Source organism: Streptomyces sp. NPDC127068, from assembly GCF_042724695.1.
Lineage (GTDB): Bacteria > Actinomycetota > Actinomycetes > Streptomycetales > Streptomycetaceae > Streptomyces.
This window is the reverse complement of record NZ_JBHXEN010000001.1, coordinates 60,580-73,690: the sequence shown is the minus strand read 5'-3', so window position 1 is coordinate 73,690 and position 13,111 is coordinate 60,580. Positions and strand designations below refer to the sequence as shown.

13 protein-coding genes and 1 pseudogene are annotated in these 13,111 nt (G+C 72.5%); 5 read left to right on the top strand and 9 right to left on the bottom strand.

From position 1 onward, the window contains the following. Positions 1 to 41: 41 nt before the first annotated feature. From ACFWIA_RS00300 to ACFWIA_RS00290, 3 genes are all read right to left on the bottom strand, one after another. Positions 42 to 764, bottom strand: coding sequence for a hypothetical protein (locus ACFWIA_RS00300; protein ID WP_386998801.1), 723 nt, complete (start codon positions 762 to 764; stop codon positions 42 to 44). Positions 765 to 1,695: 931 nt separating this feature from the next. Next, positions 1,696 to 2,274 (bottom strand): PASTA domain-containing protein, encoded by a 579-nt coding sequence (locus tag ACFWIA_RS00295; protein WP_386998799.1) that lies wholly within the window; start codon positions 2,272 to 2,274, stop codon positions 1,696 to 1,698. After that, on the bottom strand, positions 2,271 to 2,792 hold the full coding sequence (locus ACFWIA_RS00290) for a SigE family RNA polymerase sigma factor (RefSeq protein ID WP_073785247.1): 522 nt from the start codon (positions 2,790 to 2,792) through the stop codon (positions 2,271 to 2,273). Before ACFWIA_RS00290 ends, ACFWIA_RS00295 begins: the two co-directional genes overlap by 4 nt. A gap of 251 nt (positions 2,793 to 3,043) precedes the next feature. Here ACFWIA_RS00290 and ACFWIA_RS00285 point away from each other — a divergent pair, with 251 nt between their 5' ends. Continuing rightward, entirely contained in the window at positions 3,044 to 3,511 is a 468-nt protein-coding gene (locus tag ACFWIA_RS00285) for a hypothetical protein (protein ID WP_386998797.1), read from the top strand. A gap of 15 nt (positions 3,512 to 3,526) precedes the next feature. Next, the gene (locus tag ACFWIA_RS00280) at positions 3,527 to 4,006 is read left to right on the top strand and encodes a hypothetical protein (RefSeq protein ID WP_386998795.1); all 480 of its coding nucleotides are present in this window, start codon (positions 3,527 to 3,529) and stop codon (positions 4,004 to 4,006) included. A 304-nt stretch (positions 4,007 to 4,310) separates the two neighbouring features. Here the strand turns inward: ACFWIA_RS00280 and ACFWIA_RS00275 are convergent, their stop codons facing one another. From ACFWIA_RS00275 to ACFWIA_RS00260, 4 genes are all read right to left on the bottom strand, one after another. Beyond that, positions 4,311 to 4,922, bottom strand: coding sequence for a hypothetical protein (locus ACFWIA_RS00275; RefSeq protein WP_386998793.1), 612 nt, complete (start codon positions 4,920 to 4,922; stop codon positions 4,311 to 4,313). Positions 4,923 to 4,938: 16 nt separating this feature from the next. Further along, on the bottom strand, positions 4,939 to 6,000 hold the full coding sequence (locus ACFWIA_RS00270; protein ID WP_386998791.1) for a Tn3 family transposase: 1,062 nt from the start codon (positions 5,998 to 6,000) through the stop codon (positions 4,939 to 4,941). Between the two features lie 198 nt (positions 6,001 to 6,198). Next, on the bottom strand, positions 6,199 to 7,065 hold the full coding sequence (locus ACFWIA_RS00265) for a hypothetical protein (RefSeq protein ID WP_386998789.1): 867 nt from the start codon (positions 7,063 to 7,065) through the stop codon (positions 6,199 to 6,201). Then, positions 7,058 to 7,720, bottom strand: coding sequence for an RNA polymerase sigma factor (locus tag ACFWIA_RS00260; protein WP_386999169.1), 663 nt, complete (start codon positions 7,718 to 7,720; stop codon positions 7,058 to 7,060). The genes ACFWIA_RS00265 and ACFWIA_RS00260 overlap by 8 nt, the downstream gene beginning before the upstream one ends. A gap of 289 nt (positions 7,721 to 8,009) precedes the next feature. Here ACFWIA_RS00260 and trpS point away from each other — a divergent pair, with 289 nt between their 5' ends. Beyond that, entirely contained in the window at positions 8,010 to 9,023 is a 1,014-nt protein-coding gene (trpS, locus tag ACFWIA_RS00255; protein WP_386998787.1) for a tryptophan--tRNA ligase, read from the top strand. Positions 9,024 to 9,136: 113 nt separating this feature from the next. After that, positions 9,137 to 9,718, top strand: a complete 582-nt coding sequence (locus ACFWIA_RS00250; RefSeq protein ID WP_386998784.1) for a 2'-5' RNA ligase family protein — start codon at positions 9,137 to 9,139, stop codon at positions 9,716 to 9,718. Positions 9,719 to 9,747: 29 nt separating this feature from the next. On the opposite strand, the gene ACFWIA_RS00245 is transcribed toward ACFWIA_RS00250, so the two are convergent. Then, on the bottom strand, positions 9,748 to 10,509 hold the full coding sequence (locus ACFWIA_RS00245) for an SDR family NAD(P)-dependent oxidoreductase (protein ID WP_386998782.1): 762 nt from the start codon (positions 10,507 to 10,509) through the stop codon (positions 9,748 to 9,750). A gap of 480 nt (positions 10,510 to 10,989) precedes the next feature. On the opposite strand from ACFWIA_RS00245, the pseudogene ACFWIA_RS00240 reads away from it, so the two are divergent. Continuing rightward, positions 10,990 to 11,478 (top strand): annotated as a pseudogene (locus tag ACFWIA_RS00240) (phosphatase PAP2 family protein); the annotation flags it as partial. 692 nt (positions 11,479 to 12,170) lie between these two features. Here the strand turns inward: ACFWIA_RS00240 and ACFWIA_RS00235 are convergent. Further along, positions 12,171 to 13,034, bottom strand: a complete 864-nt coding sequence (locus tag ACFWIA_RS00235; RefSeq protein ID WP_386998780.1) for a hypothetical protein — start codon at positions 13,032 to 13,034, stop codon at positions 12,171 to 12,173. Positions 13,035 to 13,111: the final 77 nt, after the last annotated feature.

The window sequence follows — 13,111 nt, the reverse complement described above, 5'->3', positions numbered from 1 at the left end:
GGCCCCCGGCGGTACGGGGTCCTCAGCGAGCCCGGCCCGACTCAGAGGTCCCGCAGTTCCTGCCGGGGCTCCCGTGCGCCCCGGGCCCCGGCAGCGGCGCCCGTCGCCGTCGAGGTGCGCAGCCGCCCGGCGAACGAGCGCAGCAGCAGCGCCGACGGCGCCCCCACGGCCACCCCCGCGCCGGCCCACCACCAGGGCCGCGCCGGCCCCGGGCCGGTCGCCGCCACCGGAGCCGTCCGCACACCCTCCCCGGCGGTCGCCGGACCGGTCGTGGTGTCGGCACCGGCCCGTCCCAGCAGCCCCAGGGACTTCAGTGCCGCCAGCAACTCCGCCGGGTACACCGCCCGTTGCCACCGGGCGTGCGCGAGGGAGCCGTCCCAACCCGTCTCGATCCACACGTCCGGGGCGTCGCCCCCGCGGTCCGCCGGCAGGACGTGGACCCGGTCGACGCGCCAGGGGGACACGTCGTGCGCCATCCAGGTGGCGGTGATCTGCCGGGCGCCCTCCCACTCCTCATCGGACAAGGGGCGTTCCCTGCCCCGGCCGGGTGACTGCGGCAGCAGGCCCAGCAGCTGCGCGTACCGTTCGTCCGCCGCGAGCAGGGCCGTCGCCTCCGAAGAGCGCACGGCGACCAGCAGCACGCTGGTGTCTCCGCCCGCCGCCGCCGGTGACACCCCCGGCCCGAGCAGCAGCGCCAGCGCCGCGGCCACCGTCGCGAGGAGCGTCCCCGCCCGTGACCGCGCCGCCGAGACCCCCCAGGGCACCCGCCCCCGACTCGGCCCCCGCCGCCTCCGTGTCCCGTGCACCCCGTGCATCCGCTTCCCCGTCCGCTCCGCCGCGCGGCCTTCCGCGCGGACCCGTCTGAGGTACACCGCCGGGGCGTCCGGGGTTCCCGTTCCCCGCGGACGGGTCGGCGGGCCGGCTACTGGGGGTCCAGCCGAGGTGAGCCCAAAAGGGGCAGTGGGATGATCTTGAGGTGAAGCAGCCCGCCCCCTGATCTCAGAACGTCCTCCTTCCCACTGCCGGGACCGCCAGAATCTTGGTCATGACGAATGACGACAGCCAAGAGCCAGTCGTGGTGAGCCGTATGGTCCCTGGGATCGACGGCCCGGTGACGTTCCATCACGGCCCGGTGGATCGGGAGAGCGCGACGCAGCCCTTCGAGGTCGTGCGGTTCACGGGCGCGGAGGAGAGCGACATCCTCCATGCAGCTGGCTGGTGGCCAGACAAGGGGCCATTTCCCCGCGCTGGCGGACCGCGGCGAGCCATTGAGTGGTGTGCATCGTGAAGTGGCAGGTCACGATGCACACCACTCATAGGGACACCCCCCCGAGGGCTCGTCGGTGTCGGTCAGGCCGACCGTGAGAAGTCGGAGTCTCATTACTGACACGGTGTCAGCAGCGAGGGTGCGGCGGTGCCGTTGTCGCTGGACCGTGACGAGGCCATGGCGCGGCCGGGACGGGGAGTCGGCGGTCGGCGCGCGCACGGGCGGAGCGTCTGTGCGCGCATGCTCCGCCGACGCCACGGCCCTGCGCCCCACCGGCAGGAGCCCTCCCCCCCCCGCACGCGCCCCTCGGAAAAGTCCAGCAGCGGCCCGGAGGGGCGGGCGTCCAGCCGGTGCGCCGCGGTCGACGGACTGCCCGGCACCGGCCCCTGGGTCACTCGGCCGGTGCGCGGGCCGAAGGGCCCGGTCGCTCAGGTTCCGCCGGGTTTGCCCGTCGAGACCAGCAGGAGGACGGACGAGCCCGGTGCCACCGGTTCTGCGCCGCCCCGGGGCTGACTGCTGATCACCTGCCCGGCGGGAGCGTTCCAGTCCGTGTGCCGCATGATCGTGCAGCTCAGTCCGAGTCCGCGCAGCAGGCTTCCGGCCTGTTCGACCGGCATGCCGGCCAGGTCCGGCAGCGCGATGCCCGCTCCCGCGGTCTGCTCCTGCTCCTGTGTCGGAGTCGCATCGGCGCTTCCGCTCTTGGGGGTGCCGGTGGCGAGCGGGGTGCACGCCCCGTTCGCTGGTGGGGACAGGGACGGGGAGGCGCCGGGCGCGGGCGACACGGGCTTCAGCGCGAAGAACCCCACCGTGGCGCACGCCAGCACGCAGCACGCCGCAGCGGTGCCGAGGAGCGCCCGGCGGGTGCGGCTGCGGCTGACGGCTCGCTCGATCCCGGCCGCGTCGACGACCGGCGCCGTCGGCCCGTCGGCGAAGGAGGCCACCGCGGCACGCAGCTCGGCTTCGAGGCCCGGCTCGAACGGGGCCGGTCCGGACGACGTGTTCCTCACTTCGTACCTCCGAAAGCGGCCGACGGCGTGTGCGGCGCCTGGGCGCCCGATACGGAATCGCGCAGCTTGGCCAGGCCGCGGGCGAGCTGGGACCTCACCGCACTCGAAGAGATGTCCAGGACGTCGGCGACCTGCCGGGCGTCCAGATCGTGCAGGTAGTACAGGACCACCACGCTGCGCATGCCCATCGGCAGCCCGAGCAGTGCCTCGATCAGTTCCGCGCGCAGATCCACCTGCCCGAACCGGTCCCGGGGGTCGGCCGTCTCGGGCACCCCCGACAGCCCGGGGCGCTCGCCCCGGCGCGACAGCCGCCGCCAGCGGTCGTTGGCCAGGTTGACCAGCACTTTGCGCACGTACGCCTCCGGCGAGTCCGCCACCGCGACCTTCCGCCACTGTCGGCACGCCCGCTCCAGCGTCTCCTGCACCAGATCCTCGGCCACGTGCACGTCACCGGTCAGCGCATACGCGGTGCGGAACAACGCTCCCGACCGCTGTGCGACGAACTCCGTGAATCCGATGCCCGGACCGCTCCTGCGAAACCTCACCCGCCGACCTCCTCTCCTCGTCCCGTCCCGATCACTGCCCCCATGACGGCGGAACGGGGCCGGGTGCTGCACCGAGCCGCCGGCAGTGACGTGAATCACAGCCGGGACGGAAGGGGGTCCCAGGACCTCGCGCCGCTGCCGCCCGGGGTGCGGGCGGGGCCCGGCGAAGCGGAGGGCCGCCGGGCGGGCGGCCCGCAGTCGGCCGAGAAGAACGGGGGCGCCTCTTGCCAGATACTACGTTCGCCGACGTCGGCGACGCGCTCGGCACCAGCCGACAGGCCGCCGAGCAGCGCTTCGGTCATGTCCGCCACGGCAAGAAGGTGGCCGCGGTGATCTCGCGGCGGGGCCGGGTTCGGGAGGACCCCGCCGACCCGCGCGGCGCGTACGGCGAAGTCGGCGACGCCGGGCAGTACGCGAGCGACCGGGGGATCTGGCCCATTGGCAAGAGGGTCCGTGCTGAGGCCCAGTACGCGATCGTGGCCGTGGACGGCCTCGTGCGCCGCGTCTACGAACTCGACCCGGACGGCTGGAGCGAGGTCGAGTCCAGCAAGTGGGAGTTCACCGCTGTCGGAAACCGCGAGCTGACGAAGGACGAGATCGACGCCGCGTACGAGGCCGGGAACCTGCCGTTGCGGCCTGGAGACGACTGCCCCACCCGCGCGGGCGGCGCCTACCGCCCCCACTGGTTCTGAGGAGGAGCCACGAGGTTGCCTACGCTCTCGCCCACGGCACCGGTCATTCTCACGCCGACCGGCGACCCGACCCCGGTGGAGAAGGCCGTGGTCGACGGCATCGCCGCCGACTTCGGCCCGGAGATGTTCCTGTACACGGTGTTCTACCGGCCGGACGGCTCCTGCCGGATCTGGTACGCCTGGACCGCCGGAGGCCACCAGCTCGGCGACCGCACCGACCAGACCGCACTCGCTGCGGGCTTGGACTGCGCGGACAACTTCTCCATCGCGAGGCGGCACCTCACCGAGCACCAGCGAGGCCGTGTCCGCGTAGAGGCCCATCCGCTCCGGCTGATCATGGCCGACGTCCAGTCCGGGGTCCGTGCGCCCGAGCCCGAGCGCGACAAGGTACGGCGGCTGATCGGCATCGCCGCCGAGGACTCCGGCCAGCCGGAGCTCGCTGACAGGCCCGTGCCCCGCTGGATGGGTGTTGGACCGACCCGGCGCAACCGCTGAGGCCGCCCTTCGGCGCTGACTCGCGGCCGGAAGAGTTTCGGTCGAAACTCTTGGCCCGGGCGTTCGACGGCGAGAGTCATTCCTGGGGCATCCACGCACCGGCGGGCCAGATCCGGGCGAGGATCTCGAACTCGTTGAAGTCCCTGTACTTGCCGGTGGGGCGGCTGCGGGCCGGGCCGGACCGTCCTCCGTCCCCGCCCGGCACCCGGTCGCAGTCGGCGGACAGCGTGGCCAGACGCCGCGGTTCCTCGGCTTCGGCCCGGCGGCGTGCCTCTTCGGCCTCGCGGGCCTCGCGGGCCTGGCGCTAGACGTAGGCGGCTGCTTCGGCGATGTCCTTCGGGGTCGCCCAGACCCATGACCAGCCCGGCCGGGTGGACCAGTCGTCGCGGGCGGGGCAGGTCACCCGGTGCGCGACGAGTTCGCCGGTGAGCACAGCACGCACGAAGTCCGTCAGCCGTGCCGGTGTCCGGCTCTCTGCGGCGGGGGTCCGGCTGCTGATCAGGTACGTCCAGTGGCCCGCGCGTACGGGCCGGGTGGGGCCGGTTTGTGCTTCGGCCTGGATGGTGGGGACGGCGCCCAGCCAGGCGCGGGAGCCGGTGGTGACCCACGCGGCCGGCACACCGGCCTCGGTCATGCGGGCGGTGCGCTCGGTCAGGCCGCGGGGGCCGTCGATGCCGATCGTGGACAGCTGGGCCTCGAAGGCGTACCGGCGGCCGGTCGCGGTGTGGGTGGCGAGGACGTCGGCCCGCCAGGCGCGCTCGGGTCCGGCCTGTTCGAGTTCGGCGCTCCAGCCCGGCACCCGGCGGCAGCACTCGGCGAGGTCGCGCTTGAGCTGGCGGTGCTGCTCGGTCTCCTCCCGCAGCGAGCACTCGGGCGCGTCGGGGTCGTGGGCGAAGTAGCGCAGGCCCGACGGCATGACCGGGCCCCGCCTTTCACGCTGCTGCTGCCTTGTCGTCGTCGCCGAGGACGCTGAAGTCGACGTCCAGGCGGGCGTCGTAGGCGTCGGGGGTGATGCCGAGTTCGTGGGTGGAAGTCTCGCCGAACCGCTTGATGTGCTCGGTCAGGTACGGGGAGACCTGGGCGAGGTCGAGCGGGTCGACCGGGTGGCCCTCGGCCTGGAGGTCGCGGACGACGTCGGCGATGTCCAGGGTGTTGTGGAAGATCACCAGGTTGGCCAGCAGGGAGGTGAACTTGACGTCCTTCTCCTGCTCGACCGGGTCGTTGGCCGCGACCGTGCCGTGTTGGCCGAAGCGCACCCAGTCGGAGAAGCCGTTGAACGCCTCGACCTTGTTGGTCGCCGCCGTCACCCGGGACCTGAGCGGCGCGTCCGAGAGGTAGCGCAGGAGCTGGACGGTGCGGATCACCTTGCCGACCTCGCGGAAGGCGGTGCAGGTGGCGTTACGCCGGGAGCCGGAGCGCAGGCGCCGCAGCAGCAGGACGGAGGAGATGGTGCCCTCGCGGATGGAGATGATGACCCGCATCAGGTCGCGGAAGTGGGTCTCGATCAGGCGCCAGTCGATGACGTTGCGCCCCGCCTCGCCGAACAGGGCGTCGATGTGCTCGTACTGGGCGGTGCGCGAGGGGCGGAAGAACAGCAGGTCCTTCCAGTTGCGGATGCGGGGCATCAGGTCGATGCCGAGCAGGTGGGCGAGGGCGAAGACCGGGTAGCTCTGGCCCTGGGTGTCGGCGTGGATGGTGGTGGGCTTGACCTCGGAGGTGTTCTTCAGGAGGCCCTCGATGATGTAGACGGCCTCCCACACCCCGCAGGGCACGAAGTGCGTGAACAGCGCGATGTACAGGTCGGAGACGTGGTTGCACGCGATGCCGCCGACCGCCCCGTACCGAACGCTGGTCTCGGCGAGCAGCTCGTCGGAGTCCGCGGCCTCCTCCGCCCACGCCCGCTCCTCCTCGGACGGGGTGAAGAACACATGCAGCTCGCGCGCGGTGATCAGCCGCTTGAACCGCGGATACGCAGTCCGCTCGATCGAAGTCATCCCCACCCCACCCGATGCCCAGCCCCTGCCGGACGCGCCGTACACGTCCGCGCGGGATCATCGCGGCGTCAGCGCCGGTGAAGGATCAGAACAGCGGAACCCGGGACAGGGCCAAGCCCTCGGTGGTAGGCCCGGAACGCGGGCTCACGCCTTCAAGATCGTCTCACTGCCCCTTTTGGGCTCACCTTGGCTGGACCCCTACTGCACCGACTCGGCGATGCGCAGCGCCCGGGCCCGGGAGGCGACGCCCTCCAGCCGCAGGGTCGTCCCGTCCGTCGACCACAACAGGGTGGGCCCCGCGATCCGCTCGGCGCGGACCCACTGGTCCTCGGAGCCGTCGCCCAACCAGAACGTCAGCCGGTGGGGCGCCCGGAACCACAGCGCGGGTTCCTGCCCCGTCGAACCGTCCGCCCGGCGCAGCCGGAGCGCCTCGGGCTGGTCGGTGACCGTCTTGAGGAAGCCCGTGTTGAGCGAGGAGGGGAACTGGTCCAGCCGGATCGTGCCCTCGTCGGTGACCCAGCAGAGGCTGATCCGGAAGCTGCCGCGGGGCGCCTTCGCGACCTGGACGCCGTCCGGGCTGCCCAGGGCCTCGGGGACGAGGGGCGTGAAGCGGGCGCGTTCCGCGGCGGTGCGCAGCGGCAGCGCCGCGCCGCATCCGGGGACCGGCTCCGAGGGGGCCGCCGGAGCCGAGGGCGCGTGCTGGACGGTGACCCCGCCGAAGTCGAACCAGTCGCTGACGGCGGCCCGCACCGGCGGCGTCAGCACCGCGACCGCGAGCAGTCCGCACAGCGCGGCGCAGGCCGCCCGCCAGCGGGCCCGGAGCCGGTGACTGAGCCTGCCGGGCCACCCGGCCCGCGCGGGCGCACGCCCCGGGGCGCCCGCGCGGTGCGCGCCGTGCGCGTCGTCGGCCAGGAGGTCGGCGAGGACGCGGGCGGCCATGTCCTCGGCGTCCGCCGCCCGCTCGGGCTCCGCCCGGTCGTACGCCCGGCCCAGCTCCCGCAGTTCCCGGGCCAGGTCAGGGCGCACGTCCCCGCCGGCGCCGCCCGCCCCGTGCCGTTCACGCACGCGCCCCACCCCCCTCCGGCCCGTTCCGACGCGCCCGGTCAGCCCGCTGCTCAGCCTGCCGATCCGTCCGCTGATCTTTCCGTGCGTCCGGCTGCTGATCGGTGGCGGGGCGGTCGTCCTCGGACAGGTCCGGCGGCAGCAGCCGGCCGAGTCTGCGCAGGGCGCGCGCCAAGCGGGACTTCACCGTCCCCCGCGGCCAGCCCAGCGCCTCGGCGGTCTCGGCCTCGTCCATCTCCAGCAGGTAGCGGTACGTCACGACCAGCCGGTGCGGATCGCTGAGCTGGCGCACCGCCGCGCGCAGGGCCCGGTTCCGTTCGCTCGACAGCGCGGCGACGGCCGGGTCCGCCGACTCCGGCACCGGGGGCGCCGCCGTCGACAGCGCCGACTCGCCGTCGTGGACCAGGCGCCGACGGACCGCCCCGCGCACTGTGTTGTTCGTCTCATTGGTCACGATGCGCAGCAGCCACGGCCGGAACGCCCGCCCCGCGTCGAACCGGTCCAGGGAGTAGTACGCCTTGAGGAACGCCTGTTGCACCACGTCCTCCGCGTCGGCCCCGGCGCCCAGGGCCCGGGCCGCGCGCAGGGCGATCGGCGTGTGGGCGCGCACGAGCTCGGCGTATGCCCCCGGATCTCCCGAACGCACCCGCGCGATCACTGCGCGCTCGTCCGGCGCGCGCCCGCCGTCGGCGATGCGGTTCCCCTCCCGCGTCGTGCTCACGTCCTTGCTACACCGCCGGACGCCGGACGGTTCCCCCTTCGACGCGCCCCGGGCGCCCGCGGCCCGCAGGCCGGCCGGATACCGACCGTGCGCCGGCCGGATGTCGCTGTGACACCGTCCGGACGGGCGGCGCGGGGGGTGGACGGGGCGCCCGAACGGAACCGGACGGCGACGCTCTACCGGATCGGTTCCCCCGCCGTCGCGGACACCTGAGAGAATGCTGCGCATGGCTTCAGATCGTCCTCGCGTGCTCTCGGGAATCCAGCCCACGTCGGGCTCGTTCCACCTCGGCAACTACCTCGGCGCCGTGCGCCAGTGGGTGGCCCTCCAGGAGTCCCACGACGCGTTCTACATGGTCGTCGACCTGCACGCGCTCACGATCCACCCGGACCCGAAGGAACTGCGGGCCCGCACCCGGCTCGCCGTGGCGCAGCTCCTCGCCGCCGGGCTCGACCCCGAGCGGTGCACCCTCTTCGTGCAGAGCCACGTGCCGGAGCACACCCAACTCGCCTGGATCATGAACTGCCTGACCGGCTTCGGCGAGGCGGCCCGGATGACCCAGTTCAAGGACAAGTCGGCCAAGCAGGGCGCCGACCGCACCAGCGTCGGGCTGTTCGCGTACCCGATCCTCCAGGTCGCGGACATCCTGCTCTACCAGGCCAACGAGGTGCCGGTCGGCGAGGACCAGCGTCAGCACATCGAGCTGACACGTGATCTTGCCGAGCGCTTCAACGGGCGGTACGGCGACACCTTCACGGTGCCGGCCCCGTACATCCTCAAGGAGACGGCCAAGATCTACGACCTCCAGGAGCCGTCGATCAAGATGAGCAAGTCGGCGTCCGCGCCGAAGGGCCTCGTCAACCTCCTCGACGAGCCCAAGGCGACCGCCAAGAAGGTCAAGAGCGCCGTCACCGACACGGACACCGTGGTCCGCTACGACCTCGTGGACAAGCCCGGTGTGAGCAACCTCCTCACCATCTACTCGACCCTCACCGGGGCGGGCATCGGCGAGCTGGAGCAGCGCTACGAGGGCAAGGGGTACGGTGCGCTGAAGACCGACCTCGCCGAGATCGTGGTCGACTTCGTCACCCCGTTCCGCGAGCGCACCCAGCAGTACTTGGACGACCCCGAGACGCTGGACTCGATCCTCGCCAAGGGAGCGGAGAAAGCACGGGCCGTGGCGGCGGAGACCCTGTCGCAGGCGTACGACAAGGTGGGGCTCCTCCCCGCCAAGCACTGAAGCGGTCCTCCTGAGGCACCCGGGGTCGTCCCCGGGCCGCCCGGAACCGACCGCCCATCGCGACGAACGCACCAGTGACCAGCCATGCCCAGCCACGACGACGGGAGACTGACGTGGGGACCGTAACGATCGGTGTGTCGATCGCGGTCCCGGAGCCCCATGGCAGCCTGCTCCAGGAGCGGCGTGCGGGCTTCGGGGACCCCGTGGCGCACTGCATTCCCACCCATGTGACGCTGCTCCCGCCGACCGAGGTCGACGCCGCCGCGTTGACCGCGATCGAGGCGTACCTGGGGCGGGTGGCGTCCGCGGCCCGGCCCTTCCCCCTGCGGTTGTCGGGGACGGGCACCTTCCGGCCGCTCTCCCCGGTGGTCTTCGTGCAGGTCGTCGAGGGCGCCTCGGCCTGTGCCTGGCTCCAGAAGCGGGTACGGGACGAGTCGGGCCCGCTGGCCCGCGAGCTGCACTTCCCGTACCACCCGCACGTCACCGTCGCGCACGGCATCGACGAGGCCGCGATGGACCGGGCCCACGAGGAGCTGTCCGACTACGAGGCCCAGTGGGCGGTCACCGACTTCTCCCTCTACGAGCAGGGTGCCGACCAGGTGTGGCGCAAGCTCCGCGACTTCGCCTTCGGCGGTCCGACGGTGCCCCAGCAGCCGGCCGCCCCCCACACCCGCGGGACGCTCCCGACCCGGTGATGCGACCGGGCGGGGGCGGCAGCCTCAGCTCAGAGGGCGAGTCGGCGGAAGACGGCGCGCGGTAGGTGGCGCAGCGCCGACATCACCAGGCGCAGCGCGCCGGGCACCCAGACCGATTCCGCGCCCCGGCGCAACGCCGCCTCGATCGCGGTCGCCACGGCCTCCGGGGTGGTCGACAGCGCGGTCCGCTCCGCGCGCGTCCCGGGGGCCCCCGCGACGCGCACCTGACCGGGGCGGACCAGCATCACGTGCACGCCGGTGCCGTGGAGGGCGTCGCCGAGCCCTTGGGTGAAGGTGTCGAGCCCGGCCTTGCTGGAACCGTAGATGAAGTCGGTGCGCCGGGCCCGCTCGGCGGCGACCGAGGACAGCACCACCAGCGAGCCGTGGCCCTGGTTCTGGAGCGCTTGGGCGCAGACGAGACCCGCGGAGACCGCGCCGGTGTAGTTGGTGGCGGCGATGGTGGCGGCGGCCACCGGGTCGCTCTCGTCCCGGGCCTGGTCGCCGGTGAGGCCGAAGGCCAGCAGCACCGTGTCGACGTCCCCCTCCGCGAACACCTTGCCGAGCGTCGACTCGTGGTCGGCGGGGTCGAGGGCGTCGAAGGCGACGGTCCGGGTGTCGGCGCCGAGACCGCGCAGCTGCTCGGCGGCGGCCTCCAGACGGGGTGAGGGGCGGCCGGCCAGCCACACCGTGTGGGTGCGGCGGGTGACGAGCCGTCGGGCCGTGGCGAGGGCGATCTCGGAGGTGCCGCCGAGGATCAACAGGGACTGGGGGAGGCCGGGGGCGTCCTTCATGGGAACCACACTCCGATGGGCGCGGGCGGGACGGTGGGCGGTCGGGGCCGGTTCCGGGGCGTGCCGGGTGACCGGGAAGGCTCGAACGTGCGGTCGAGCCGTGGGGGAAACGTTCCGGGGCGGTCGGCGCGGTGGGGACGGACGGTCGGGGCGGCGGACGGAACGTCAGGTGTGACCGCCCGTTGAGTGGGGAAGGAGACGTGGATGGGCCGGTCACGGGCCGTCAGCCAGCGGTCCTGACGCGATCGGGTCGGTGCGACGCGGTCCCGCGGGGTGCGGTGGGTGGGGGACAAAGCGGTGCGGTGGCCGGGGGAGAATAGCGGGGCGCAAATGCGACCGTATCGGTACGTAATGTGAGCTTTGGGTAACTTTCGAGCGCGGCTCACTGGAATGGGCGACTGGTGGAGTGTCCTCCAATAGGGTCGCCGTCTTTGCCTGTTGCGTAGGGGCGTCAGATGTAGGAACAAAGCTGGGGACCCTGTGCAAGAGTTGGATCAGCGGTTGTTGTCGGCACTGCGTGATTGCGGGCAGTTCCCGCCAGTGTTGACGGCCGCGCGGTTGTTGTCCTGGAGCGGCGAGCACGGCGCGTTGTGGCTCGCCGCCGGGCTGGTGGGAGCCGCGGTGGACAAGGAGCGGAAGGGAGCTTGGCTCCGCGGCACCACGGTGACGTTCGCGGCGCACGCGGTGAGCATGGGAATCAAGATCGTGGTGCGGAGGCCGCGCCCGGGTGAGGCCGCGCCGCTGGTGTGGACCTCCGGGCGGCACTCCTTTCCCAGTTCGCACGCGACGGCCGCGGCAGCCGCCGCGGTCGCCTTCGGCGCCTTCTCGCCGACCGGCGCCGTGGTGCTGCCGCCCCTCGCGGCGGCCATGTGCGTGTCGCGGATGGTGGTCGGCGTGCACTACCCGACGGACGTGGTGGCAGGTGCCGCGCTGGGCGCGGTCACCGCGAAGTTGGGCGCGCCCTGGATGTTCCGGGCGCTGGTGACGGCGGGACCGATGTCGGCGGCGCTCACGTCCGCTCCGGTCACCGCAGCGGTCCGGGGCGCCTCGGAAGCGGGCGCGGCGGTGGCCTCGCGGGCCGGCGCCTCGGTCGTGTCGCGGGCGGCCCGCTGGGTGGACGCCGCGCGGGAGGTCTCGCAGGCGGTACGGCTGTTGAACGCGGCCCGGGAGGTCTCGCAGGCGGTCACCGCGGCGCCGCAGGCGCGCAGGGCGCAGACGGCCACGGCACCGACGGCACCGTCTGCGGCGCCGCGGACGGCCGCGGTGCCGAAGGCGGCCACGGCGGTGGCGTCCGCCGCCGTGACGCGGGTGCGGACCGCGGACGTGCTCGGTCGGGCCGTGCCGAGGACCCGGACGGTCGGCGCGGTGCCGCGACGCCGCCGGCCGGTGCGCAGGACCGCGCCGCGCCTGCTGGCGTGCGCGGTGCTGGTGCCCGTGCTGGGCGCGCTGCTCGGTCCCGTCGCCGGGCCGGTGACGGGCGCGTGTATGGCCCGCATGCGATGACCGCGGTCGACGCGGTGCGGCCACCGGCTGACGGTTCGTCGGCCTGACGCCGTGCCGGTCAGGGGCCCGGGCGCTCGCCGCCCGGGCCCCGCGCGTCGCCCGACGGGCCGGCGCGTCGTCCGACGGCCCGGGCGCCGATGCATCGGGTCGCCGGCCCGCTAGGGGGTCACCTTCGGTGCTGTGGAAGTGAAGGTCCACTTCCCCTGCTCCCGGCGCACTGTTTCGTAGCTTCCTCGCGGGCTGGCTTCGAAAAGTAGGTTCTTTCCGTCCTCGTCCTTGGAGATGGTGCGTGTCTGGGTTTTTCCGGAGTTGACGTTGTAGGAGAGGATGAGCCTGTACTCGCAGGACTTTTCGGATCTACCGCTGAACTTGATGAGTCCGGGGGTCTGTTGCATGCCGATCGAGATGGCGTCGTCAAAGGGAATCATCTTGGGGTCATCCAGGTCGCCATTTGTCGTCATGGCGGTCACCTTTACCCTTTCCTTGAGGTCGAAGTAAATGGTTTTCCACTGTTCCACTCCGCCCACACCGTCCGTCGCCCAGGTCTTCGCCGTCGTGGGTTCCCAGCAGCGAGTGGCTTCGGCTTCCACCTTGGTGACCACGACAGGGTTCTTCCGCTCGCTCGTCAGCTGGAGCTTGTATTCAGCGGCCTCGCCGAGGATTCTTCGCGCGTCGAACTTCCGGAGCAAGCTCGACGCTTCCCTGACAGTTTCTCCGTCGAACTTTTCCAGCTCCCCCCGCTCCTCGTTGGTGAGTTTCCGGTCAAGCACCCAAGAGTCGTGCGGGTCCTTTCCGTTGAGCTCGGGCGTGACCTTGGCGAGGAAGTCCTCTTTCCTGGCGTCGACCTTGTCGCCTGCGGCGTCCTCCGCCGCTACGCGGGAGTCGGTGGACAGAAGGTCGAGCTTCAGTGTGATCACGGCACCCGCAACAAAAAACAAGATGACGAAGAGGGTTTTTGCAACCCTCCATCCCGCCCCCTTGCCGGCCGATTCGGGGATCGCGGCCTCTAAGATCTCGCTCATCCGATTAGCCGGGGGGTGATTCGTCGGCGACCCCGATCCACCGGTAGGGCCACTGGTGGGAACGGGAGGGGGACCCG